We start from the raw sequence: 24,408 nt of genomic DNA on the forward strand, positions 1-24,408 counted from the left end.
CGTGACGACCCGTCATAGGGTGAAAGCCAGGCCAGCAGCAAGGAGAGCGCATGAGCACGCCCGCGGGATGGTACGACGACGGCTCAGGTCGTCAGCGGTGGTGGGACGGGAGCCAGTGGTCCGACCACTTCGCCCCCGCACCGGAGCAGCTCTCTGCGCCTCCCACGCAGAACCCCGGCGCGCATGACGTGAGCCCAGTCACCAGGCCGCGCCCCGTCCTCGGGTTCATCGGGTTGGGGCTGGCTGTCGTGGGAACGGTGCTCGCCTTCTTCCCCGCCACCTTCGCGTTCGCTCTCGCGATCCTCTTCGCCGCATTCGTCGTCTCGCTCATCGGGGTGTTCAAGAAGAACACCACCAAGTGGCCCTCCATCGTGGGAATGGCCCTTCCACCGGTCGGCGCTGTGGCCGGGTTCGTGGTCGTTCTCGCGGTCATCGCCACCGGGTTGGCGAACACGCCGTCCGTCGAGGCCGGCCCTCAGCAGCCCGCGCCCACCCCCACTCCCACCTTCACCCACCCCGACGGCGGGACGTACGTGGGCCGACCGCCGGTGGAGGAGGTCACGGAGTCGATCAAGATCGCGATCGAGGCCGACCCCTCGGTCAACATCTACCAGGACATGCCCGAATTCTTCCCCTGCCTCGGCGAGTGGCTCTGGGAGTCGGATGTCTCTGACGAGAGCCTGTGGCTGGTGGTCGACGGCTACGACCCGCTCGAGGAGGAGTACGACTACGTACAGAACGTGATGTTGAACGGATCGCTGCAGTGCGACCCGCAGCCCGGGGCCACCGACCCGATCCCCTTTGTGCCCTTCGAGCCGCCGACGGAGCTCGACGGTCGTCCCACCGTCGACGAGATCAGCCGCGGCCTCGCCCAGTCGGATCGGCGCAATGGCACCGTGGGGACGGAGGAGGCCGAGTACACCTGCATGGGGCAGTTCTACTACGACTCCGCGCTGACCGACGAGGAACTGTTCGCCGTCGCCAACGCCAAGCCCTCCGGCGCTGCGACACTGGAAGTGGGCTTCGATGCACAGGATGCCTGCGGCTAGAGCATCGAGACCGGCACGGTCGAGGAGGGAACGCGAGCACCCGCGACCAGCCGCGCCACCAGGTCGGTGTACTCCACCCCCGCGGCGGCGAACATCCGCGGCACCTGCGAGGCGGCCGTCAGGCCCGGCATCGTGTTGACCTCGTTCAGCACCGGCCCCTCGTCGGTGAGGAAGAAGTCCATCCGGGCGACGCCGTCGCAGCCGAGGGCGTCGAACATCGCGATCGCGGCCCGTTTGAGCGCTGAGGTCTCGGCCGCGTCCAGCAGCGCCGGCACCGTGAACCGCGCACTCCCGTCGTACTTGGTCGCGGTGTCGAAGAGCCCCGGAGCGTGGATCTCGAGTGGCGGCGCAGCCCAGCGGATGCCGCCCGCTTCGCGGAGCACGGCCACGTCGATCTCCCGCGCCCGCACGACCTCCTCGACCAGGATGCGGCGGTCGAAGCGCGCCGCGGTGTGCAGTGCGCCCAGAAGCTCGTCCTCCTCGGTGACCAGGCTCACGCCGTAGCTCGACCCGGCCGACACCGGCTTCACCACCACCTCGCCCTCGAACTCGACGTCGCCGATGTCGTCCGCCGCGACCAGCCTGCCCCGCGCGGTGCGGATGCCGACGGCATCCGCCACCAGCTTGGTGGCCCACTTGTCCATGCCGATCGCGCCGGCGCGCAGGTCGGAACCCACGAGCCTCGTGCCCGCCAAAGCGACGAGCGCGGCGAGGGCGCCGTCCTCACCGAGCGCTCCATGCACTGCGGGGAATACGACGTCGGCTTCGGCGATGAGCCGCAGCGCGAGACCCAGCGATTCCGCCGCAGAGTCGCAGGGCGGGATGCCGTCGGCACGCCAGAAGCCCTCCCGATCGATCGTCACGGAGCTCACCGCGTGACCTCCCATCCGCAGCGCCGCGGAGACGGCGGCGGCCGACGCCAGCGACACCTCGTGCTCGGGGTTCTGCCCTCCGCCGATGACCAGGACGTGTGTTGTCATGCGATGCTCCTCTGCACTCGTGTTCCGATTCCGGTGACGATCGTGTGGGGGATGGTTCCGGCCCACCGCGCCCATTCCTGCACCGACGGCACCGCTCCACCCTCGGGACCGAAGACGGTGACGGCCGTCCCCCGGGGGAACTGCGCCGCGCCCGTGTCGACGACGATCTGATCCATCGACACGCGTCCGACCAGTGGATGCCGCGCGCCGCATATCTCCACGGATGCACCGGCTGCCAGGTCCCGGGGGATGCCGTCGGCGTAACCGACTCCGACGACACTGAGGTGCGTGGCAGATGCCGTGACGTACGTTCCGCCGTAACCGACCGGGGTTCCGGCCGGCACGGCGGCGCTGTGCACGACCGACGCGGTGAAGCGCCCGGCACCGTCCAGCGTCTCCGTCTCGGAGGGGTCGATGCCGACGAGCCCCGCCCCGATGCGCACCATTCCGAAGTGCGTCGCCGGATCCGTCAGCGCTCCCGACGTCGCGGCGAGGTGCACGAGAAGGGGCCCGAACCCCTCTCGCAGCACCGCGTCGCGCGCCTGCCGCATGCGCAGCACGGCGGCCGCGTTCGCGCGCGGATCCCCCTCGTCCGCTCGCGGCAGGTGCCCCATCACCCCCACGACCTCGATGCGCCCGCGCCCCTGCCGCGCGACCCGCAGCAGCTCCGGCCACTCCTCGAACGGGCTCCCCCCGCGCGACATCCCGGTGTCCAGGTGCAGGTGCACCCGCACCGGAGCACCCGCATCGGCGATGAGGTCACGCAGCTCCTCGACCGACCCGACGGCGATGTCGACGCGATGCGCAGCGGCCTCCGCCGCATCCACCCCTGCCGGGTTCAGCCACGACAGGATCGGCACGGCGAGACCGGCGTCGCGCAGTGCGACGGCCTCCGCGACATCCGTCACCCCCAACCACTCGGCCCCGGCATCCACCGCCGCCCGGGCGACCGTGACCGCGCCGTGGCCGTAGCCGTCGGCCTTGACCACGGCCATGATCCGGGCGTCGGTCGCGGCCCGCACGCGGTGGACGTTCTCGCCCACGGCATCCGGCAGCGTCGCGAGCGTCGGTGCGGAGAGGAGCGAGAGCCGCGTGCGCTCAGGAGCGATCAGCACGGCGGTCACGGCTGCATCCTCGGGTCCTCGGTGGGATCCGAGTACATCTCGGGACACCCTTCGTTCACGGCATCCGGTCGCAGCTCGTAGTGCCATGACTCGTTGGCGTAGATCTGGCAGAGCCCGTAGTCCGAGCCGCGCTGAGCGAGCCAGTCGAGCGTCGGGAGCGGACCGAGATCGACGGCTTGGCCCGACACGTGGGCCGAGGTCGTGGGGCTGGCGACCCAGCGCGCCGCCTCGGCCTCGGAGCCGTACTGCACGACCGCCTCGCGCAGCATGTGCTCCTGCAGTGCGGCGGAACGCCATCCGCTGTTCACCCGGAACTCGAGGCCGTCGGCCGCCGCATCGTTCGCGGCACGCTGCAGCGCGTCGAGCAGTGCGGGATCGAGTTTGCCGACCGCGACCCGATCGGTGTCGAAGACCGTGGGCTGGTCGCCCTCGCGGATCACCCCGTCGGCGTCGCTGGGGGCGATCGGAGAGCCGTTCACCTGCTGCGCCGGAGTGTCGGCGGGAGCCGACGACGTCGCCGTCGGCTTCGGGACGGCAGCGGATGCCGCGGCGAGCGACTGCTGCACGGCGAAGGCGAGGATCACGGCGGCGGCGAGCGCGACCGCCGTGACGATGAGTCGTCGACGGCGCCGCGCGGGGCGGGAGACAGGGATCGTGCTGGTGTTCATGTCTCCAGTGAAGGAGGATGCCGGTTGCCGGGGCGTATGCGCTTTTCCATATGCTCCCGATATGCGCGGGTGCGTAGGATCGGAGCACATGAGAGCTGAGCCATGCGTGTGCTGATCGTCGAGGACGAGCCCTACCTGGCCGAGGCGGTCCGCGACGGGTTGCGTCTGGAGGCGATCGCCGCCGACATCGCGGGCGACGGCGACACCGCGCTCGAACTGTTGAGCATCAACTCCTACGACCTCGCGGTGCTCGACCGCGACGTGCCCGGTCCCTCCGGCGACGACATCGCCCGGTGGATCGTGGCCTCCGGCAGCGGCATCCCGATCCTCATGCTCACAGCCGCCGATCGCCTCGATGACAAGGCGTCGGGGTTCGAGATCGGCGCCGACGACTACCTCACCAAGCCGTTCGAGCTGCGCGAGCTCGTACTGCGGCTGCGTGCGCTGGACCGCCGGCGGCAGCGGTCGCGCCCTCCGGTGCTCGAGGTCGCCGGGCTTCGCCTCGATCCGTTCCGCCGCGAGGTCTACCGCGACGACCGCTACGTCGCGCTCACCCGCAAGCAGTTCGCGGTGCTGGAGGTGCTGGTCGATGCGGAGGGCGGGGTGGTCAGCGCCGAAGAGCTGCTCGAACGCGCGTGGGACGAGAACGCCGACCCCTTCACGAACGCGGTGCGCATCACCGTGTCGTCGCTGCGCAAGCGGCTGGGCGAGCCGTGGCTGATCCTCACCGTGCCCGGCGTCGGGTACCGGATCGGGACGGATGCCGATGCTTAGGCGCCGCGGCATGAGCGCCCGACTCAAACTCACCCTGAGCTACGCGGGCATCGTGGTCGTGTCGGGGGTGCTGCTGCTCGCGGCCGTGGCGGTCTACCTGCTGCGGTACGTGCCCGACACCGTCGAGTTCTTCCCCAACCGATCCGATCTGACCAGGGCCTTCGTCCCGGCCGCCGTGATCGTGATGATCGTGCTGTTCGTCCTGGGGCTGGCGGGCGGGTGGATCCTCGCCGGACGGATGCTGGCGCCCCTCGACCGGATCAGTCGCGCGGCACAGCTCGCCGCGCAGGGATCGCTGTCGCACCGGGTCGCGCTGGAGGGACCGCGGGATGAGTTCCGCGACCTCGCCGACGTCTTCGACTCCATGCTCGAACAGCTCGAGGCGCATGTGGCCGAGCAGCAGCGGTTCGCGGCGAACGCCTCGCACGAGCTGCGCACGCCGCTGGCGATCTCGCAGGCGATGCTCGAGGTCGCCCGCACCGACCCCGACCGCGACGTCGACGCCCTGATCGCCCGGCTCGAGGTCGTGAACACCCGCGCCATCGAGCTGACCGAGGCGCTGCTGATGCTCAGCCGCGCGGACCGCCGATCGTTCACGCGCGACATCGTCGACCTCTCGCTGCTCGCCGAAGAGGCCGTGGAGGCGCTGCTCCCCGTCGCCGACCGACGCGGCATCGCCGTCGAGGTGGGCGGCGTCGCCGCCCCCGTGCTCGGGTCATCGACGCTGCTGCAGCAGCTGGTCACCAACCTCGTGCTCAACGCGATCGTGCACAACCGGCCGACGGGCGGCGCGGTGTCCGTGCGCACGCATGCCCTCCCCGACGCCGTCGCGCTCGTGGTCGAGAACACCGGTGCCGTCATCCCCGCTCACCGCGTCGTGACCTTCACCGAGCCGTTCCAGCGTGGCGCCGAGCGCACCCGCAGCGAGGATCACGCCGGACTCGGTCTCGGGCTCGCGATCGCCGAGCGGATCACACAAGCGCACGGCGGCACCCTCGTGCTCACCCCGCGCGCGGAGGGCGGTTTGATCGTGACGGTGTGGCTGCCGCATCCGTATCCCGCGCCACTGGGCTGAGGCCGGCCCCGGCATCCGTCGATCCGGCGCACGCCACCCCACCAAGTTCCGCGGCCATCCCGAAGTTCTGCGGCCCGAATCCCCCGATCCGGGCCGCAGAAGTTGTGATCGGCCGCAGAAGTCGAGGCCGGAGAGCCCGGGTCAGGCGACCTGCGAACCCCGCAGCGCGGCGACCTCGCGGCCGTAGGCCACGGCATCCGTCTCTGCGGCTTCCTTGAGTTCCTGGGCGGCGTCGGCGAAGGCGTCGAGCGCCGGGTTCACGCCCACGAGGGTGAATGGGCGCTGCACGACGCGCAGGTCGAGGCCCCAGACGTCTGCCAGCACGCGGCGGAGCCAGCCGGTCGAGTGGTCCCAGCCGTCCTTCGGGGTGCCGGGCGCGTAGTTGCCGCCGAGCACGGTGACGAGGGTCGCGGGCTTGCCACGGAGCGCGGTGCCCGACGGGTCGATGCGCGAGTCGGTGTAGGCGAGGTCGAACCAGGTCTTGAAGTGCTGCGAGACGCCGTAGTTGTACAGCGGCACGGCGAACAGCAGCGCGTCGGCGCCGATCAGCTCGTCGGCGAACGAGGTCGCCAGCGCCCGGGCGTCGTTCTGCGCCGGAGTGCGCTGGGACGGGTCGACGAATCCGCCGGTGACGGCATCCGCCCAGGCTGTGGCGGGCACGGGGTCGGCGGCGAGGTCGCGGCGGGTCACGGTCGAATCGGGGTGGGACGCCGTCCACTCGGCCTCGACGAGGTCGGCGAGTGCGCGGCTGGCGGACGACGCGGGAAGGATGCTGGCATCCAGGCGGAACAGGGACATGCGTGAGCCTCTCGGTTTCAGGTCATTCAATTTTCGTAGTCGCTAGGTTTTTCTTAGCGGCACTGGTTAACGTAGCACGGTAGGATGGGGGCATGCCCGAGGTCGAGGAAGAGCTGCATGTGTGCGATGCCGCCGTCACGCTCGCCTTCAGCGTGCTCGGCAAGCGCTGGAACGGCATGATCATCGCCTCGCTCGGCGGGGCTCCCTCGACCTTCGTCGGTCTGCGTCGCGCCGTGGTCGGCATCAGCGACACCGTGCTCTCCGACCGGCTGGCGGAACTCGCCGAGACCGGACTCGTCGCCCGCACGGTCGATGCCGGCCCGCCCGTCACCGTGTCGTACGCGCTGACTGCGAGCGGCGAAGGACTGCTGCCGATTCTCGATCAGCTCGGCACCTGGGCCTCAGCGAACCTGGAGCGCCGCGGAGTCTGAACCCTCGACGAGCTCAGGCCACACAGCCGCCGCGTCGGGTCAGACGAGCGGCAGGATGATCTCCGTCACGGATGCCGTCGGCGCCGTGTCGGCCGGATCCGTGAGGTACTCCTCGAACACAGGATGGTCGCGCGGTTCCTCCCCGGACGACGGCAGCCAGACTCCGTAGAGCCACCGGTACGCGCGGTGCATCGACGAGTACGGTCCGACGTAGCGCAGCACCGCGTGCCGTCCGGCGGGGATCGTCCGTGCGTGCAGGGGCTCCGGCACCACGGCATCCGCGTGGATGACCACGCCCGCCGAGGAGCGGAGCGCACCGGCGGGCGTGGCATCCGCATCGTCTTCGTAGATCGCGATCATCCGTCCGACCGGACCCATCCGATCCCGGACGCGAGCGAACGCCCTGCCGATGTCGATGTAGGCGCCGCGGTGGTCGGACATCGCCAGCGTGGTCGCCGGCAGAACGCGGATCTCCACGGGGTGCCCCGACAGCGCCTCGTCGCTCTGCCGGTGGAATTGCACGTGCGCACCGCTCTCGCGGAATCTTCTCGGAGGCATCCCGTAGGCACGGGTCAGGGCACGGGTGAACGTCTCCGTGCCCGAGAACCCCGACCGTCGGGCGATGCGCGAGATCGGCAGGTCCGTCTCCACGAGGAGTGCCGCCGCCCGCTCCAGGCGCAGTCGGTGCACGGTCTGCGCGGCGGATTCCCCTCGCGCCGCGCGATAGAGCCGGTGCCAGTGGAAAGCAGAGAAGCGCGCGACTCCGGCGAGGATGTCGAGGTCGAGATCGTCGTCGAGATGGTCGTAGATGTACGCTGTCACGGCATCGAGCTGCTGTTGATACTGAGCGGCCTTCACGAAGCAGAGCGTAGTCCGAGCGAGATCTCGATGGTGCCGTCGGCAGCGTATCGCTCGAAGTCGGCGAGGTAGCTCAGGTCGAGATCGCTCCGGGACCAGATCTCCTGCCAGGCGGCGCCGACGAGATCGGGACGGCCGGGTTCGAGCGACACGATCTCGCGCGCGGATGCCGGCACGACGACTGCCGTGAGGTCGGCCGGGATCGTCGCCGGATCATCCACGCGATACCCGATGACCAGCGTGTAGTCGCCGAGGTTGTCGATACCGGCGTGCTCATGCTCGGCGTAGACGGCATACAGGTCGCCGTCGGCGCGCAGTCGCCCCGCGACGCCAGCCCGCTGGAAGGCTTCCCAGTGCAGCGGGATGGTCGTCGCCGCCTCCCGGTTATTGCTGCGCAGCGGCAGTCCGACGACGGTGAACGCTTCCTGTGTGGTTCGCATGGCTCCAGCCTGCCGAGGACCGCTTGACGATTCTTGCGCTGTCGCGATGCGGCATTCGCCGTTTCCCCGACGGCACCCCAGTCGGGCGACACGCCAGATGTCGGACGAAACCGCCGAACCGGTCCGACATCTGGCGTGTCGGCCGACATCTGCACACGAAGAGGGACCCGCTCGCTCAGCGGAAGCACCTCACCAGGGACTGGGCTCGTAGTCCTTCAGGAACACACCGTGGATGTCTTCGCCGGCCTCGCCGCGCACGATCGGGTCGTACACGCGCGCCGCGCCGTCGACCAGGTCGAGCGGGGCGTGGAAGCCCTCTTCGGCGAGACGCACCTTCGTGTAGTGCGGGCGCTCGTCAGTGATCCAGCCGGTGTCGACGGCCGTCATCAGGATGCCGTCGGTCTCGAGCATCTCGCCGGCGCTGGTGCGCGTGAGCATGTTCAGAGCGGCCTTCGCCATGTTGGTGTGCGGATGCCCCGGGCCCTTGTACCGGCGGGAGAACTGCCCCTCCATGGCCGAGACGTTCACGACGTACTTGCGGTGGGATTCGGATGCCGCCATCGACGCGCGGAGGCGACTGATCAGCAGGAACGGGGCGGTCGTGTTCGCGAGCTGCACCTCGAGCATCTCGAGCGGATCGACCTGGTCGATCGACTGCACCCAGCTGTTGGTGCGGTTCACGTCGGGCACGAGTCCGCCCGCGTCGATCGCGGTGCCGTCGGCGTGCTTCTCCAGCGACGATGAGCCGGGCGCCATGGCGAGGCGCGCGAGGTCCTCGGCCGTGAGCGCCTGACCGCCCTGCTCCGCGACCGTGCCGCCGAGAGCCGCGACCGACAGGAGCGGATGCGCGTCGACCGACGCCTGCAGCGCCTGCGGGTGCGGATCCGCGGTGTGCCCGAACGTCTCCATCTCGGGCAGCGGTCCGTCAGGCAGGGGCTGGAGCTCGGCATCCGCCAGCAGCGAGTACGAACCCGGCGAGCGCCGCACGGTCTGCGCGGCGTTGTTGATCAGGATGTCGAGGGGGCCCTGCGCTGCCACCGAGTCGGCGAGGCCGATCACCTGGGCCGGGTCGCGCAGGTCGATGCCGACGACCCGCAGCCGGTGCAGCCAGTCCCCTGAGTCGGGCAGCGCCGAGAAGCGCCGCACCGCATCGCGCGGGAAGCGCGTCGTGATGGTCGTGTGCGCCCCATCGCGCAGCAGCCGCAGCGCGATGTGCATGCCGATCTTCGCGCGGCCGCCGGTGAGCAGCGCGCGCTTGCCGGTGAGGTCGGTCCGGGCGTTGCGCTTGCCGTGGCTGAAGCGCGCGCAGTCGGGGCAGAGCTGGTGATAGAACGCGTCGACCACGGTGTACGGCTGCTTGCAGATGTAGCAGTTGCGCGGCTTGAGCAGCTCGCCCGCGATCGGAGCATCCACCACGCTCGTCGCGAGATCGGCGCCGCGGGTCTCGTCGTCGATGCGGTCGGGCGCGCCGGTGGCGGTGCGGGCGACGACGGCCTTGTCGGCCTCGGCGATCGCATCGCGGATCTCCTTGCGGCGCACGCGCTTGACGGCTTTGAACATCGCGGCGGTGGCGTGGCGCACGGCCACGAAATCCGGATGCTCGTTGTCGATCTCATGCAGCTGGGACAGCACACGCAGGGTCGTCGCGAGATCGTCGGGATCGACGCCGGCGCCGAGCACGTCGCGGAGTTCGTCGCTCGCGGTGACCTCCTCGGCAGGGTCCCTGAGCTCGTCGAAGGGGCCAGGCGCATCGGTCATTGTCCCGATTTTACGCGACTGTCCTGGGGATTCGGCGCGCCGGCTCTTGATATGCAAGCCGTGACTTGCATATCATGGCGGTATGCCGGATGTGTTCCACGCTCTCGATGACGAGACGCGGCGACTCATCCTCGACGAGCTGTCGGCGCGCGACGGGCAGACGCTGTTCGAGATCTGCACCACTCTGGCCATGCGGCACGGCGTCACCCTGACCCGTCAGGCGGTCTCGCAGCACCTCGCGGTGCTCGAATCCGCTGAACTCATCTCCACGGAACGGCGCGGTCGTTCCAAGTTCCACTACTTCCATCCCGAGCCCATCGCCCGCATCGCGGATCGCTGGCCGACCACCCGGAGCACCCCATGAGAATCGAACTGACCAGCATCTTCGTCGACGACCAGCGCAAGGCGCTCGCCTTCTACACTGACGTCCTCGGATTCACGAAGCACCTCGACATCCCGCTCGGCGAGGACTCCTGGCTCACTGTGAAGTCGCCCGAGGCACCGGGAGGCCCGGAGCTGCTGCTCGAGCCCGCGGGCCACCCCGCGGTGAAGCCCTACCGCGATGCACTGGTCGAAGACGGCATCCCGCTCGCCCAGTTCGCGGTCGACGACCTCGCCGCCGAACACGAACGCCTGACCGGTCTCGGCGTGGTCTTCACGCAGCCGCCGACCGACATCGGCTCGGCGCACGTGGCGGTGCTCGATGACACCTGCGGCAACCTCATCCAGCTGATCCAGGTGAAGGCCGCGTAACCCGAGCAGGTCCGGGTGCCGCCCCTCGGCCGTGCACAACTCAGCAAGAACGGCACCGAAACCGACGTTTCGGCGTGATCCAGGGGCCTGACGCGGAATTCTGGCTGAATTGTGCACGCCGCCCGGCGCGGCAACTCCCACCGCGCAGCACTGGATCACCCGCCCCCAGAACGGCTACCTTGGACGCGACGAGCGTCGAGAGGAACGCATTGGGCGGATTCGAAGAGCAGGTCGAACAGGTCGAGATGGACCCGGTCATGTCGCCGACGCTGACCGACGATCAGTGGACGCGGCTCGTCGCGGCCGGCACCCCCGAAGACGTCGCCGCCGGCGACCACGTGTTCCGCACCGGCGACTCGGGCTACGACCTGATCGTCATCGAGTCCGGCGAGGTCGAGATCGTCCGCGATGCGCTGCGCTGGATGGGCGAGATCGTCATCACGACGATGGGTCCGCGCACGTTCGCCGGCGAGCTCGGGCTGCTCAACGGGCAGGGGGCGTTCCTGACCGCGCGCGTGACGAAGCCGGGACGGGTGCATCGCGTGACCCGCGCCGCTCTCCGCACTCTCATGAACGAGGACGATGAGCTGTGCGACCTCATCCTGCACGCGCTGTGGGCCCGGCGGGAGTCGCTGCGCACGGGACCCGCGGCCATGACGCTGAAGTTCGTCGGGACCTCGTCGTCCAGCGATTTCCTGGCACTGCGCCGCTTCGCCGAGCGTCTCGACCTCGTGCACAAGGCCGTGACGGTCGCGCCCGATGACCTGAGTTCGCTCGGCACACACGAGATCACCGTCGACGATCTTCCGGTCGCTTATATCCAGGGCGAGCCGCTGCGGCACGCGACCCCCGGACTCGTCGCCGAGCGACTCGGCCTCAGCTACCAGGCGCACGCCGACGAGGTCGTCGACCTCGTCGTGGTCGGCGGCGGTCCCGCCGGCCTCGCGGCCGCCATCTACGGCGCCTCCGAGGGACTGAGCACCGTGCTGCTGGATGCCGTCGCGCCCGGTGGCCAGGCCGCCGCCACCTCGCGCATCGAGAACTTCCTCGGCTTCCCGTTCGGCGTCAGCGGAGGCGATCTGATCGGCCAGGCGATCCTGCAGGCGCTGAAGTTCGGCGTGCGGGTCTACGCCCCGTGCGAGGCGACGGGGCTCACCCGGGTCGGGCCCGACCTGCTCGATGTCACACTCTCGGACGGTCGCCTGATCCGCGCGCGCAGTGTGATCGTCACCTCGGGAGCCGCGTATCGCCGCCTCGACCTCGACCGCTGGACGGACTTCGAGCGGTCAGGCGTCTACTACGCCGCGACACCCCTCGAGCTGCGCCAGGTGCAGGGCAAGCCGGTCGTCGTGGTCGGCGGCGCGAACTCCGCCGGTCAAGCCGCGCTGTACCTCTCGTCCCACGGCTCGCCGGTGCACCTCGTCGTACGCGGCCACGACCTGGGCGCGCGCATGTCGAGCTACCTCGCCGACCGGCTGGCCGACGACCCGCGCGTGCAGGTGCACACCGCATCCAACGTCGTCGGCCTCGACGGGAACGGCACACTCGAGTCGGTGCGCATCGACACCGTCGGCGAGGTCGACGCCCGCGGCCTGTTCTGCTTCATCGGGGCGACGCCGGCGACCTCCTGGCTGCCGACGCTCGACCGCGACGCCGAGGGATTCATCCGCACCGGGACCGACGTCGGCATCCAGACCCTCGAACAGTGGCAGGGCCTCGGCCGCGAGCCGTTGCCGTTCGAGACGTCGGCGCCACGGGTGTTCGCCGCCGGAGACGTGCGGCGCGGGTCGATGAAGCGCGTGGCGGCCGCGGTCGGTGAAGGGTCGAGTGCCGTGGCATCCGTCCACCGCGCACTGGCGTTCTAGAGAGGGAGAGATGATGAGTTCGGATATCGACACGAATGCCGCACCGTCCGGGACCGGATGCGTGGAATGCGACGCCGACGGCGGATTCTGGGTGCATCTGCGGCGCTGCGCGGCCTGCGGACACGTCGGATGCTGCGACACCTCACCGGAGCAGCACGCCACCGCGCACTTCAAGGAGACCGGGCACCGGCTCATCCAGAGCTTCGAGCCGGGTGAGGACTGGTACTGGGACTTCGTCGACGAGTCCACGTTCGAGGGTCCGGAGCTGGCGGCGCCGACGAGCCATCCCGCCGATCAGCCGGTGCCCGGTCCGGCCGGCCGCGTGCCGGCGAACTGGCAGGAGCTCATCCACGACTGACGGGCCATCGGGCCTGTCTCGCGCCCGACGGATGCACGGCCTCCGGCGCTCGGCGATCCGGGCCGGTGAACAACTCCTCCAGAATGTGCGTGAACCGGTGAAAACCGCCTCGAATCCGGGGCTCCTAGCTCGTTCTGGAGGAGTTGTGCACGCGTGCGGACCCTGACAGGCGGAGAATGACCGGATGGACTCCACAGATCCGCACGTGCTCGGCCCCGGGCTCCTGCCGACGCCGTTCACCGCCGACGAGATCCGCGACGCCACAGGGCCGGGCAGGGTCATCCGGCTGCTGCTCGAGGGTCCGGACGGCCCGCTCGGCGAGCACGTCAACCGATTCCGGGAGACGGATGCCGAGGGCGCGACCCTCGACCGCTGGGCCGCCGCCGACCCGAAGGCCGTGGTGTCGCACCGGGTGACCTGGACCGAGTTGCAAGGTCACGCCGCGTTCGATGCCGGCACGACGAGCGTGTCGACCGTGTCGCTGACCACACCCCTCGGAGACCTGACCTGCCGGAGGTACGACACCGACGACGGCGTCTTCTGGTTCTCGGTCGATCACCCCGGGATGCCGGTGCAGTACGAGTCGGACGGCATCCGCACGACCGTGCTCGGCATCGACAGCGACTGACCTCACGGCGCCCCGCCCGCGCCCGCCCGCCCGACACCCGCCACGATCTGCGGACCTTGTCACGATTCGCGGAGCTTTCCCGCGAAGCATCCGCTGATCGTGAACCGGTCCGCAGATCGTGACACCGCGGCTGTAGCCGAACGTCCGATGCCCGACGTCGGCACCCCGGCGTAGGGTCGCATCATGAGCAGCACAGCATCTGAAAACCGTCTCGGGGTCGTCCCCTCCTACCTGCTCGCGCGCCTGGCCGAGTCGGGCCGCTTCCCCCGGGCCGCCGCCGCCGCGCGTCAGACGCTCACCGCAGGCCGGCCGCCCTTCCGCGCGCGCATCGACCTGTCCATCGACGAGAACGGCGACCTGGTGGCCCAGCTCTCCGACGCTCCCAACCGCACGATCAGCGATGCCGGCAACACGCAGGAGCTCCCCGGCATCGTGGTGCGCAGCGAAGACGACGAGCCCGTGGCCGACACCTCGGTGAACGAGGCGTTCGACGGACTGGGCGCGACGTTCGAGATGCTTCTCACCGCGTTCGGCCGCAACTCGCTCGACGACGCCGGAGCGCCGCTCGACGCGAGTGTGCACTACGGCGTCGACTACGACAACGCCTTCTGGGACGGCGAGCGCATGGTGTTCGGAGACGGCGACGGCGAGGTGTTCCGCGGGTTCACCGGGTCCACCACGGTCATCGGTCACGAACTCGCGCACGGCGTCGTGCAGCACACCGCGAACCTCGAGTACCAGGGCCAGCCCGGTGCGCTCAACGAATCGATCGCCGACGTGTTCGGCGCCCTCACCGAGCAGTACGCGAAGGGCCAGACGGCCGATCAGGCGAGCTGGCTCATCGGCGCCGAGATCTTCACCGAGGCCGTCGAGGGCAGCGCGCTGCGGTCGATGATCGAACCGGGAACGGCATACGACGACGACGAGCTCGGCAAAGATCCGCAGCCCGCGCACATGAGCGACTTCGTGCGCACGACGGAAGACAACGGCGGAGTGCACATCAACTCCGGCATCCCCAACCGCGCGTTCGCCCTGTTCGCGATCGACCTCGGCGGCAACGCCTGGGAACGCGCGGGCACCGTGTGGTATCGCACCCTCACCGGAGGCCTGTCGAGCACGGCGACGTTCACCGAGTTCGCCGACGCCACCCTGGCTGCCGCGGAGACCGTCGACGATGAGACGGCTGCTGCCGCTCGACGTGCGTGGACGGCCGTGGGAGTCTATGCGGATGAGCGAGTCCCCTCCACCGACTGACCTGCGTGTCGTGATCGCGGTGGTGCGCACGGGTGGCATCGCCGGCATCCGTCGTCAGTGGCGGGTCGAGGCGGAGGCCCCCGACGCCGACGACTGGATCACCCTCATCGACAGCTGTCCCTGGGATCAGGAGACGGATGCCGAGGCCGGCGCCGACCGATTCGTCTGGCGCATCCGCGCCCGCACGCCCTCCGAGCAGCGCGAGCGCGAACTGAGCGACTCCGCGGTCGACGGGCCGTGGCGGGCCCTCGTCGATGCGGTGCGCGCGGCCTCACGCCGCGAGGAGTGATTGTCAATCCGGTGTGAATCCGGCCACCCGCCGGGCAAGGCGGGAGAGACTGGGACCCATGGGATTGTTCCAGCAGCGCAAGGACGAAGAAGAGAATCAGTGGACGCTTCCGTCCGAGCCCCTCGATCGTGACCGCACCGATGTGCTCGACGAGGCGCCGGCGGTCGACCCGATGACTCTCGGGCTGGGTCTCGGTGCCGGTGTCGACGTGAACTCGATCGTCTTCCCGGTCGCACCTCCCGCTCCCGCAGCATTCTCCGTAGAGAACCGCGAGCCCGAAAGCGAGACGGACGAGACAGACGCCTGACGAGCGGGCACCGGTAGTCCGGCTCCACCGCCGGCCGCGGCTACGGTGGAGGGATGACGATCACCGCCGCCGCAGACGGCTCCGCCCTGGGCAACCCCGGCCCCAACGGGTGGGCCTGGTACATCGACGACGACAACTGGGCGGCAGGCGGCTCTCCGCACGGCACGAACAACCAGGGTGAGCTGCAGGCAGTGCTCGAGCTCCTCCGGGCGACGGCCGGCACCGACGAGAAGCTGCACATCTGGTGCGACAGCCGCTATGTGATCGACTCCGTGACGAAGTGGATGCCGGGCTGGAAGCGCAAGGGGTGGCGCAAGTCCGACGGTGGCCCCGTGCTCAACCGCGACCTGCTCGAGGGCATCGACGAAGCGATGCGCGGTCGCGACGTGCAGTTCTCGTGGGTCAAGGGGCACGCCGGCGATGACCTGAACGAGGCGGCCGACGAGCGCGCCAACGCGGCGGCGACCGCCTACAAGAACAAGCAGGAGCCGCGCCGCGGTCCGGGGTTCACGCGAGCGACCGGCGGCGGGGCCGCCGTCGCAGCCTCCGCACCGGTCGCAGCGGGCGCCTCGCCCTCGAGAGCCGGGACCCCGGCATCCGGGACCTCGACATCCGGGGCCTCGGCATCCGCGCCCGCCGGATCAGGGCAGACCGGATCAGGGCAGACCAGCACCCCCATAACGCCGCCCGCACAGCTGTGGGCAGAAGCATCCGATCTGCTCGACGGACTCGACGCGCCCTTCGCCTCCGACGCCCCGCGTGAGAGCGACCCGATCGAGCTGCGCATCCCGCTGACCCCCGATGAGCACGCCCGCTTGCGCGACCGGGCCGAAGCCCAGGGCATCTCGCTGGAGGAAGCGCTCCGCCGCCTGATCTGATATTCCGGTATTAGATTCACGCGCATCCATCCGAAGGGTGTTCCCCGGGCACCGGGCTTGGATACATTCACCTCAGCCCCCGCTGTGTCGGGGGTGGCGATCGCCTCCGTCTTCAGCGGACGCGATCGCGAGGTCCTCGGGGGAGGGCGAGCAAGGCGGTGAGTGGCACGTTCGGCGTGCCACTCAGGCGCCGTGTCAGCTCGGCGCAAGGGAGCGATCCATGAATTCACCGACCACGTCATCGCCGCGCCGTCGGCGCAGGACGCCGATCCGCGCAGGGGTGTCCACGATCACCACTGTCGCCCTGGGCGTCCTGGTCGCTCTCGTGCCTGTCCCGGCATCCGCCGATCCGCTCGCCGCCGTGGCCGAGATCCTCACGGACGGCACGCCCGCCTTCGACGCGACGGCGGGACCGGGCTTCGACACCGGCGCCGCCAACGGCATCCTCCGCACCGGCGACGACGTGCAGTACGACTTCCACTACAACTTCGACTCTGCCGGCACGACCGATCCGGTGCTTCGATCGGAGCTGCCGCGAGGCATGCACTGGAAGATCCTCCCCACCGAATGCTCGGGCAGCGGCACTCCCGCCTCCGGCATCTACAACGTCGCCGCAGGCGATCGACGGGTGCTCGTGTGCCAGCTCCCCTCCAGCGCGACCACGCTCTCGGGCCGCATCAACCCGGTCGCGACTCTCGACTCCACCGTGCGCAACGGCGTGCCACTGCCCGTGTCCTACTCACTGACGGAAGCCGGCGGAGAGACGATCACGTCGAACAGCGTCGCCGTGACGGCGTCGCAGGAGCTGTTCCCCCGCTACGACCTGGCCAAGACCGTCGTCGCCACCAGCACGACGCCGTCCGTGGCGGGGCCGAACGGGAACGAGCCGGGTCAGGTCGTGAGCTACGCGATGACGATCCGCACGCCCTGGACCAACCCGAAGGGCGGTCAGGTGCTGGCGCAGCCGCTGACCTTCGTGGAGGACTTCGTCGAGTTGCCGCCCTTCGCCAGGATGACGGAATGCCGCGGTCGCAGCCAGGCGTCGGTCGTCGGATGCTCGACCCTCGGGCGGCAGGTCACGGTGCGCGGGAACATCAACGCCTCCGGCGCGCAGTTCCAGATCTCCTTCGCGATCCCGAACTCCGTGATCCGCGCCGGGGCCGACGGTGTCGCCGGCACGACAGACGACAACCACTTCCCCTCGGTGAACACGGTGCGCGACTTCGACCCCGTGAGCGTCTCGGGCGTCTCGAACTTCGGCGACGACATCGAGCCCCTGACCAACAACCGCGTCTCGCACGACATCCGCATTCCTGTGCCGGCCATCCCCGGGCCGACCAAGCTGTGGCAGAACAGCAACGGAGACCCGATCGGAGATGGAGCGGTCGGGCCGCAGAGCCGACTGTCGGGGCTCGTCACCGACAACGGCAACCAGAACATCACGGGAACATCGGAGATCCTCTGCGACGTGTTCGACGACACCGCCGTGCAGCTGGCCCTCATCCCCAACGCCACCGTTCCGGCTCGGGTCGAGGCCGGCGCCGCCGACCCCTTCGTGATCGAGTACGGTCGGGCGACGACTTCGCCGACCACGCTGGCGCAGCACCAGGCATCACGCTGCGGCGACGCCGATGCCACCTGGTCGACCGATCCCACCGACCCCGGCCTGGGTGACGCGCTGACCACTGACGGATACCGGACCGGGATCGACCGAGTCCGCGTGCGCTTCACCGGACCGGTCACCGAGAACCTCACGCACTCGCTGCGGGTCGGGTTCCGCGTGATGTCCCGGTCCGCACGTACCGGCACCTCGGTCTACAACGTCGGGCAGAAGCAGTTCGAGAATCGCGCCTGGGCGCAGTTCACGCACCGCGTGTTCTTCTCGCCCGGTGAGCTGAGCATCGCGAAGTCGTCGGTTCCGCAGGCGGCCGGCACCGGCAACCACTACACGGCCGGAAGCGAGATCCCGTTCGACCTGCGCCCGGCGATCGTCCGTACGGGACCGATCACGAGCACCATGACGAACGTGCAGGTGACCGACATCCTGCCGACGACCGCTCCTCGGCTGACGGTGTCCCCCGACACGGTGACCCGCCCGCCAGGAGTGCAGCGCGTCGAGTTCTGCGAGGTCTGCAACGGCTCCGACTGGTCGACGACGCCACAGGTCACTGTGCACGGCGTGCGGTGGAGCTTCGGCGACCTGCCGACGACGGCGACGCTTCCTCTGCTCTCGTTCAAGGCCGACACGTCCCTCGAGACGCCGAACGGCACGCAGTACCTGAACGTCGCGAGCGTCTCGTCGCCCACCGCATCGGGTACGCCCACCGCATCGACTCAGGTGATCGTCGACGCCCCATCGACCGTGCTCGCCTCCAAGCGCGCAGTGGAGCCGCTCATCCCCGTGGCCGGCACCGGAGAGTTCCTGCTGAGCGTGCGCAACAACACCCCCACGGCGCTCACCCGCCTCGACATCATCGACGTGCTGCCGTTCCGCGGCGACGCCCGCGCTCCGGCATCCCAGTTCGGCGGCGGTTACAGCGACATCGATCTCCCCGACCTCCCGGCAGGCATGTCCGGCTACGTGACCGCGGTAGCGCCGGCCGTGCTGGACTCGTCCGACGGGACCGTCGATGGTTACGCCGACGCGCTCTCGCCGGGTACACCGGGACACGTGCTCCCGGGAACCGGCATCTGGGCCTGCGAACTCGACGAGGTCGGAACCGCGGGCTGCCCCGACATGGACGAGGTGACCGCTGTGCGCATCGCGGGCGACGGAGCAGGGCTGTTCCCCGCCGGCACCACCGTGGAGATCCCGCTCGAGCTCACCACCGAGGGCAACGCGGCGGGAGACCGGTACACGAATCGCTTCTCGGCGCGCGTCGACCAAGCGCAGCTCTCTCTCCCGGTGCTCTCGAACGACACGTCGATCGATGTCGTGTCGCCGCTGGTGAGCATCGAGAAAGACGTGTGCACCGCCGCCGCGATCGAGGACTGCGACCCCGCGGACGATTCGCTCTGGGCCGCCCAGGCCACGGTCGCCGAGGGTGGGACCGGCGTCTTCCGGGTGCGCGTCACGAACACCGGCCGCCGCGCCGGCGACGTCGTGGTCGAGAGCACCCTTCCGGACACGCTGGAGTTCGTCGACGGTTCGGCTGAGGCGTCGCGCGGCGACATCGGCAGCTTCCCGACCACCTGGACCGTGGGCAACCTCGCGTCCGGCGAGAGCGCGGCGCTGACGTTCGCCGTCACCATTCCGAACGGCACCGACTCCCGCATCGTGAACGCGGCCACCGTGTCGATCACCGACGAGTTCGACCAGACCGGGACGGACTCGGATGATGCCGAGCTCGGGACGGTCTCGCCGGAGCTCGAGGTGACCACGGCCGTCTCCTCGACGACCGATGCCAACGGAAACGGCCGGCTCGACGTCGGGGACACCATCGACTACTCCTACCTGGTCACGAACACGGGTCAGATCCCGTTCACCCTGATCTCGGTCGATGCGACACGGGGGTCCGTGTCCGGCTGCGATCAGGCTCCTCTCGCGGCCGGGGCCAGCGTCACGTGCACCGGCTCGTACGTCATCACGGAGGACGACGCCGACTCGGCGGCGATCGTGAACAGGGCGACGGTGACCGGCACCCCGGCGAACGGGGATGCCGTGACGAGTACGCCGTCGATCGCGACGCAGGACCTGGAGATCCCGAGCTCCATCGGTCTCGAGACGACGGCGCGACTCGTCGACCTCGACGACGACGGCCTGGCGGATGCGGGCGAGGAGATCGAGTACTCCTTCCTCGTCGAGAACACCGGTGATGTCACGCTCGGCTCGGTCGTCGTGGATCATGACGGAATCGGCGTCGTGGAATGCTCCGAAGAGCCTCTCGTCGCAGGCGACTCCCGCACCTGCACGGTCCGCTACACCGTCTCCCAGGCCGACGTCGATGCCGGCATCGTCCGGCACGCCGCCACCGCGACCGGGACACCCGCCAACGGCGATCCCGCCGTCGTCTCGGCGCCGACGTCGACGGACACCGCCACGACGCCTGCCGAGCCGGTGCTGGGGCTGGAGACCTCCGCCGACGTCACGACGTACGAGCGGGTGGGGCAGGTGATCACCTTCGCATTCCGGATGACCAACGCCGGCAACGTCACGGTCACCGACGCCCGCATCGCGGAGGTCTCATTCTCGGGCGCGGGAGCACCATCCGCCGTCGACTGTCCTGCCGCTGCGGCGGAGATACGCCCGGGGGCGGTCGTGACCTGCACGGCCACCTATGCGCTCATACAGGCCGATCTCGATGCCGAGGAACTGACCTTCGCCGCCTCCGCTCTCGCGTCGTACGGCGGCTCCGAGGTGAGCTCGGCCGCCGACTCGGTCAGCATCCCTCCGGCTGAGGACGGAGACGGCTCTCCCGACCCCGAGCCGCAACCGGGCGAGGAAGAGGGCGCAGGGCCGGACGCGGGTGCGGGCGCAGGGCCCGGGGCGGGTGCGAGCGCGGGGGAGATCGCCCAGACCGGATCGGACCCGACGGCTGCCCTGGGCCTCGCCGTCTGCCTGCTCCTGCTCGGCGCGGCACTCATCGCGAGCAGGCGGCGGGTGACGGAGTGAGGGCACGGATGCCGTCCGCTCTGAATTGATCGGCTGAGCGGCTGAATCAGAGTCGCTCCGGCTGGGCACCCAGCCCCACGAACCGACCGGTGATCCGCGTCAACGCGCGGTGATCGCGCAGCATCTGCAGTGGCCTCGGCAGCGGCGCGCCCGGAGAGCTCGTCGTCAGCAAGGGCTTCTGCATGAGGCGCTGCACCGCCTGGGTGACGAGCATCGGCCAGGTGCGGCGGCGCTGGACGCGGCGCAGATCGACCGGCCGGGGAGTGCCGCGCTGCAGCACCGGGCCGAGGATGCGGGCCGTGGCCACGGCATCCTGAATGGCGAGGTTGATGCCGACACCGCCCGCGGGAGACATCGCGTGGGCGGAGTCGCCGATGCAGAGGAGGCCGTCGACGTACCAACGCCGCAGGCGCTCCAGCCGCACCCGCAGCAGGTGCACGTCGGCCGAGGTCACGTCGGCCGCGGCCGCTCCGAGGCGCGGCGAGATGCGGAGGAGTCGCTCCCTCATCCGCATCACGTCAGCGTCTGATCCGGTCCACGACCCGGACGGGATCACGTGGGCGATCTGGAAGAAGTCGCCGCGGTCGATCGTGATGATCATGCCGGCCCCGGCCTGCACGAAGGGGTAGGTCTCCTCGGCCCGCTTCGGCAGTCGGAACCAGAGCACGTCCATCGCGGCCGCCACGCCCGTCGGCCGCAGGCCGGCTGCGGCACGGAGCTCGGAGTCGCGCCCCGAGGCGTCGACCACCAGCCGGGTACGGAGTTCGACGGCGCCCTCCGGACGGGTGCCGGTGACGCCGACGACGCGGCCCTCGTCGCGGATGACCTGATCGATGCGGGTGGAGCGCAGCAGGCGGAAGCCGGGGTGGCGGCCCGCGGCGTCGGCGAGCAGGTCGAGGAAGTCCCACTGCGGCATGAAGGTCATGACCTTGCGGGTGGTCGGGAGGCGCGAGAAGTCGGCGAGGGTGAGCTCGGTCCCGTGCCAGCTGAGCGTGACGCGGGACATGTCGGCGTGCGGCCTGGCCAGGAACTCGTCGAGCAGACCGAGCTCGCCGAGCAGCTCCTGCGTCGACGGGTGGATCGTGTCGCCGCGGAAGTCGCGCAGGAAGTCGGCGTGCTTCTCGACCACGGTGACGTCGAGGCCGCGGCGAGCGAGGAGGAGTCCGAGCATGAGGCCGGCGGGTCCGCCGCCGACGATGACGCAGTCGGTGTCGCGGTCGGTGTCGATTCGCGTGTTCATAGGGAGAGCGTCCTCCCCCGGGTGCGACGATGCGAGCATGGTCAATAAAGGCCCCGGGCGGCCGCGAGGCTCTTCGCACGCACGTCAATTGCTGATGGGTGCCGCGCAGCGGCACTTCGAACAGGGAGATCTGGCGGCGATCTCCTCCCGCGATCTCGCTGCAGAGGTGGGTGTCAGCCACACGCTGGTCAATTACCACTTCGGGTCGCGCGAGGGACTCGTCGCTGCGGCGGTCGCGCTGCGCGCCGCCCCGCACGACGTCATCGCGCTGTCCCGCGACGGTCAGGGGGCGATCGACCTCTCGCGCCTGGCGCACGGCATCCTCGCCGCCTGGGAGGATCCGGAGCACGGCGACCGGCTCACCGGACTCGCCCGCCGACTCGCCTCGGGCGGCGGGTCTGCCGATTCCATCGCCGAGTACATCCAGAACTCCGTCTTCCAGCCGCTCGTCGACGACCTCGGGCGAGAACATGCCCGGCGGGTGGCCGTCGCCATCGTCGGCTTCCTCTTCGGCCGGTACGTGCTGGCCCTGTCGATCTTCACCGTGCTCTCCCGCGACGAGGCCGGGCGCCTCCTGCTCTCGATGATCCGCTGAGCTCCGGATCGTGCGGTCTCACCCCGGTGGCAGTGCCGCCCGTTCACCGACCAGGGGCCACCGGCCACGATCCCGACGGAACTCGATTGCGGCGAGCAGAGGCGTCACGTCGTACTTCGTGATGCTCAGTGTCAGAGAGTCTCCGTTCGACGACACCACCGAGACATACTGCTGTCCGTTCATGGTCGAGAACTGGTATCTGACGATCTCGCCGTAGACGATCACCTTCCGGCGGCCGAAGAACGTGCGCGCATGCACGGCATCCGGCCCGGGCTCGATGAACCAGTTGATGTAGGCGAGCAGCACAAGTGATCCGACGACGAGAAGCACGATCGCCGCGATTTCCATGCCGAGAGGGAAGCGTGCGAGGTGAGCGGTGAGAGCGAAGAGAACGGCGACGCCGAGCGCCAGCAGCCCTGCGACGAGCACGAAGCGCGGCATTCGCACGCGGCCAGGATGGACGGACGACCGGTGGGGATGCCGACGTGCCCAGAGCGCGACGGCCAACCCGATCACGAGAACGATCACGCTGACGGCGACGCTGAGGCCTATGCGTCCGGCCGCGTCCGCGAAGAAATCCCTCACGAAGCGACCTTAGCGGTGAGGCGGATGCCGGATCCGTAGACTCGGTTGATGGAATGGACGGCGACGCAGCAGTGAAGGCGCGCACCATCTTCGGCCTGCTCCGTCTCGGCGCTGCCGCCATCTGCTTGATCGCACTGATCCATCGACTGAGCTGGGGACTGGCCTCCAATACGATCGCCAGCCAGAACTTCTTCGCGTACCTCACGAATCAGTCGAACATCGCGTTCGTGGTGCTGCTGATCGTCGCCGGCGTCATCGCGCTGCGGAGAGCAGAGGATCCGCGGTGGTTGACTGTGGCTCTCGCGCTGGTGCTCAGCTGGACGATCACGGCCGGGATCGTCTTCGCCGTGATGGTGTGGCAGGGCGGCGAGCGCGGCATCCGCATCGATGTGCCCTGGTCGGATCAGGTGCTGCACTTCTGGCTTCCGGCGTGCACGATCGCCGCCTGGGCACTGGCTCCGGGCCACCGCAGCGTGCCGTGGCGGGTTGTGCCGATCACGCTGGCGTACCCGTTGGTCTGGGGCGTTTTCACGCTGTGGCGCGGTCCGCTCATCGGGTGGTACCCGTACTACTTCCTCGATCCGCGTCAGGTGAGCGGGCCGATGGAGTTCTTCGTGTTCTCCGGCGTCGCCCTCGCCGTGTTCGCCCTGGTCGCGGCCGGACTGGTGCTGATCAGCCGGATGCCGACACGGGCGAGGTGGCGCGCGCCTCAGACCGCAGGGGCGTAGACCGCGAGTGCCGCCATGGCCGATTCGAGGGCTGCGGTGTCGTCGAGGTCGGCGAAGTCCGCCGCTGCCTCTCCACCGACGATGCCGACCAGGACGTTCTCCCCGGTCGCCGGGCGGAGGTTGATCCAGGTGCGGATCGAGACGTCGGCTCCTACCGTGTGCCAGATCGCCGCGTCCGACTCCCAGAACTCCTCGTCGAAGTGGAGCCAGATCGTCTCGATGCGCCCCATCCCGAGAGTGGTGACGGCGGTGCGGTTGACGAAGGGCAGCGCCGGCGAGAACTCGATGTCCTGCTGCTGCAGGACTCCCAGTGGAAACGGTCACCACCACGCGGTCGAACGACAGTGCCTCGCCGGTGCCG

The 24,408-nt window shown here is 69.7% G+C and carries 26 protein-coding genes; 16 read left to right on the forward strand and 10 right to left on the reverse strand.

Annotated features, from left to right (window positions below; genetic code table 11):
• Window positions 1-50: 50 nt before the first annotated feature.
• Complete coding sequence (locus QFZ21_RS10775) at window positions 51-1,049, forward strand: DUF2510 domain-containing protein (protein ID WP_307377727.1); 999 nt, start codon at window positions 51-53, stop codon at window positions 1,047-1,049.
• Here the strand turns inward: QFZ21_RS10775 and QFZ21_RS10780 are convergent.
• From QFZ21_RS10780 to QFZ21_RS10790, 3 genes are read right to left on the reverse strand one after another with little or no spacing between them, the layout of a single operon-like run.
• Window positions 1,046-2,029, reverse strand: coding sequence for a D-alanine--D-alanine ligase (locus QFZ21_RS10780; RefSeq protein ID WP_307377730.1), 984 nt, complete (start codon window positions 2,027-2,029; stop codon window positions 1,046-1,048). The genes QFZ21_RS10775 and QFZ21_RS10780 overlap by 4 nt on opposite strands.
• Window positions 2,026-3,153, reverse strand: coding sequence for an alanine racemase (gene alr / locus QFZ21_RS10785; protein WP_307377733.1), 1,128 nt, complete (start codon window positions 3,151-3,153; stop codon window positions 2,026-2,028). Before alr ends, QFZ21_RS10780 begins: the two co-directional genes overlap by 4 nt.
• Complete coding sequence (locus tag QFZ21_RS10790; RefSeq protein ID WP_307377736.1) at window positions 3,150-3,821, reverse strand: M15 family metallopeptidase; 672 nt, start codon at window positions 3,819-3,821, stop codon at window positions 3,150-3,152. Before QFZ21_RS10790 ends, alr begins: the two co-directional genes overlap by 4 nt.
• A 102-nt stretch (window positions 3,822-3,923) precedes the next feature.
• Between QFZ21_RS10790 and QFZ21_RS10795 the strand changes: the two genes are divergently transcribed.
• Window positions 3,924-4,595, forward strand: a complete 672-nt coding sequence (locus QFZ21_RS10795) for a response regulator transcription factor (RefSeq protein WP_136041415.1) — start codon at window positions 3,924-3,926, stop codon at window positions 4,593-4,595.
• A gap of 10 nt (window positions 4,596-4,605) precedes the next feature.
• Entirely contained in the window at window positions 4,606-5,670 is a 1,065-nt protein-coding gene (locus QFZ21_RS10800; protein WP_307377740.1) for a HAMP domain-containing sensor histidine kinase, read from the forward strand.
• 141 nt (window positions 5,671-5,811) lie between these two features.
• On the opposite strand, the gene QFZ21_RS10805 is transcribed toward QFZ21_RS10800, so the two are convergent.
• On the reverse strand, window positions 5,812-6,468 hold the full coding sequence (locus QFZ21_RS10805) for an FMN-dependent NADH-azoreductase (RefSeq protein WP_307377742.1): 657 nt from the start codon (window positions 6,466-6,468) through the stop codon (window positions 5,812-5,814).
• Window positions 6,469-6,560: 92 nt separating this feature from the next.
• On the opposite strand from QFZ21_RS10805, the gene QFZ21_RS10810 reads away from it, so the two are divergent.
• On the forward strand, window positions 6,561-6,899 hold the full coding sequence (locus QFZ21_RS10810) for a helix-turn-helix domain-containing protein (protein ID WP_307377744.1): 339 nt from the start codon (window positions 6,561-6,563) through the stop codon (window positions 6,897-6,899).
• A gap of 39 nt (window positions 6,900-6,938) precedes the next feature.
• Here QFZ21_RS10810 and QFZ21_RS10815 read toward each other — a convergent pair whose 3' ends face one another.
• The 3 genes from QFZ21_RS10815 to QFZ21_RS10825 form a co-directional block, all read right to left on the reverse strand.
• A complete protein-coding gene (locus tag QFZ21_RS10815) occupies window positions 6,939-7,757 on the reverse strand; it encodes a GyrI-like domain-containing protein (RefSeq protein WP_307377746.1) in 819 nt (272 codons plus the stop codon).
• Window positions 7,754-8,197: a GyrI-like domain-containing protein gene (locus tag QFZ21_RS10820; protein WP_307377749.1), complete on the reverse strand. Its 444-nt coding sequence runs from the start codon at window positions 8,195-8,197 to the stop codon at window positions 7,754-7,756. The genes QFZ21_RS10815 and QFZ21_RS10820 overlap by 4 nt, the downstream gene beginning before the upstream one ends.
• A 189-nt stretch (window positions 8,198-8,386) precedes the next feature.
• Window positions 8,387-9,955 (reverse strand): SDR family NAD(P)-dependent oxidoreductase, encoded by a 1,569-nt coding sequence (locus tag QFZ21_RS10825; RefSeq protein ID WP_307377754.1) that lies wholly within the window; start codon window positions 9,953-9,955, stop codon window positions 8,387-8,389.
• An 82-nt stretch (window positions 9,956-10,037) separates the two neighbouring features.
• Between QFZ21_RS10825 and QFZ21_RS10830 the strand changes: the two genes are divergently transcribed.
• The 10 genes from QFZ21_RS10830 to QFZ21_RS10875 all read left to right on the forward strand — a co-directional run bounded on the left by QFZ21_RS10830 (window position 10,038) and on the right by QFZ21_RS10875 (window position 20,899).
• Complete coding sequence (locus QFZ21_RS10830; RefSeq protein ID WP_307377756.1) at window positions 10,038-10,319, forward strand: helix-turn-helix transcriptional regulator; 282 nt, start codon at window positions 10,038-10,040, stop codon at window positions 10,317-10,319.
• Window positions 10,316-10,708: a VOC family protein gene (locus QFZ21_RS10835; RefSeq protein ID WP_307377758.1), complete on the forward strand. Its 393-nt coding sequence runs from the start codon at window positions 10,316-10,318 to the stop codon at window positions 10,706-10,708. Before QFZ21_RS10830 ends, QFZ21_RS10835 begins: the two co-directional genes overlap by 4 nt.
• Before the next feature lie 209 nt (window positions 10,709-10,917).
• On the forward strand, window positions 10,918-12,573 hold the full coding sequence (locus QFZ21_RS10840; protein WP_307377760.1) for a cyclic nucleotide-binding domain-containing thioredoxin-disulfide reductase: 1,656 nt from the start codon (window positions 10,918-10,920) through the stop codon (window positions 12,571-12,573).
• Between the two features lie 13 nt (window positions 12,574-12,586).
• Window positions 12,587-12,931, forward strand: a complete 345-nt coding sequence (locus QFZ21_RS10845; protein WP_307381292.1) for a UBP-type zinc finger domain-containing protein — start codon at window positions 12,587-12,589, stop codon at window positions 12,929-12,931.
• Between the two features lie 184 nt (window positions 12,932-13,115).
• Complete coding sequence (locus tag QFZ21_RS10850) at window positions 13,116-13,559, forward strand: hypothetical protein (protein ID WP_307377761.1); 444 nt, start codon at window positions 13,116-13,118, stop codon at window positions 13,557-13,559.
• 183 nt (window positions 13,560-13,742) lie between these two features.
• Window positions 13,743-14,813, forward strand: a complete 1,071-nt coding sequence (locus tag QFZ21_RS10855; protein ID WP_307377764.1) for a M4 family metallopeptidase — start codon at window positions 13,743-13,745, stop codon at window positions 14,811-14,813.
• Entirely contained in the window at window positions 14,788-15,102 is a 315-nt protein-coding gene (locus QFZ21_RS10860) for a protealysin inhibitor emfourin (RefSeq protein ID WP_307377767.1), read from the forward strand. Before QFZ21_RS10855 ends, QFZ21_RS10860 begins: the two co-directional genes overlap by 26 nt.
• A gap of 58 nt (window positions 15,103-15,160) precedes the next feature.
• The gene (locus QFZ21_RS10865) at window positions 15,161-15,409 is read left to right on the forward strand and encodes a hypothetical protein (protein WP_307377770.1); all 249 of its coding nucleotides are present in this window, start codon (window positions 15,161-15,163) and stop codon (window positions 15,407-15,409) included.
• 53 nt (window positions 15,410-15,462) lie between these two features.
• On the forward strand, window positions 15,463-16,287 hold the full coding sequence (locus QFZ21_RS10870) for a ribonuclease H (protein WP_307377772.1): 825 nt from the start codon (window positions 15,463-15,465) through the stop codon (window positions 16,285-16,287).
• Between the two features lie 220 nt (window positions 16,288-16,507).
• A complete protein-coding gene (locus QFZ21_RS10875; RefSeq protein WP_307377774.1) occupies window positions 16,508-20,899 on the forward strand; it encodes a hypothetical protein in 4,392 nt (1,463 codons plus the stop codon).
• A 46-nt stretch (window positions 20,900-20,945) separates the two neighbouring features.
• Here QFZ21_RS10875 and QFZ21_RS10880 read toward each other — a convergent pair whose 3' ends face one another.
• Window positions 20,946-22,139, reverse strand: a complete 1,194-nt coding sequence (locus QFZ21_RS10880) for an FAD-dependent monooxygenase (protein WP_307377775.1) — start codon at window positions 22,137-22,139, stop codon at window positions 20,946-20,948.
• A gap of 37 nt (window positions 22,140-22,176) precedes the next feature.
• On the opposite strand from QFZ21_RS10880, the gene QFZ21_RS10885 reads away from it, so the two are divergent.
• On the forward strand, window positions 22,177-22,734 hold the full coding sequence (locus tag QFZ21_RS10885) for a TetR family transcriptional regulator (RefSeq protein ID WP_307377777.1): 558 nt from the start codon (window positions 22,177-22,179) through the stop codon (window positions 22,732-22,734).
• A gap of 18 nt (window positions 22,735-22,752) precedes the next feature.
• Here the strand turns inward: QFZ21_RS10885 and QFZ21_RS10890 are convergent, their stop codons facing one another.
• On the reverse strand, window positions 22,753-23,319 hold the full coding sequence (locus QFZ21_RS10890) for a hypothetical protein (protein ID WP_307377779.1): 567 nt from the start codon (window positions 23,317-23,319) through the stop codon (window positions 22,753-22,755).
• 53 nt (window positions 23,320-23,372) lie between these two features.
• On the opposite strand from QFZ21_RS10890, the gene QFZ21_RS10895 reads away from it, so the two are divergent.
• Window positions 23,373-24,047 (forward strand): Pr6Pr family membrane protein, encoded by a 675-nt coding sequence (locus QFZ21_RS10895; RefSeq protein WP_307377780.1) that lies wholly within the window; start codon window positions 23,373-23,375, stop codon window positions 24,045-24,047.
• On the opposite strand, the gene QFZ21_RS10900 is transcribed toward QFZ21_RS10895, so the two are convergent.
• Window positions 24,029-24,358 (reverse strand): FAD-dependent oxidoreductase, encoded by a 330-nt coding sequence (locus QFZ21_RS10900; RefSeq protein WP_307381294.1) that lies wholly within the window; start codon window positions 24,356-24,358, stop codon window positions 24,029-24,031. The two genes, QFZ21_RS10895 and QFZ21_RS10900, sit on opposite strands and share 19 nt — an antisense overlap.
• Between the last annotated feature and the right edge of the window lie 50 nt (window positions 24,359-24,408).

The sequence above is a fragment of the Microbacterium sp. W4I20 genome (genome assembly GCF_030816505.1).
GTDB lineage: Bacteria > Actinomycetota > Actinomycetes > Actinomycetales > Microbacteriaceae > Microbacterium.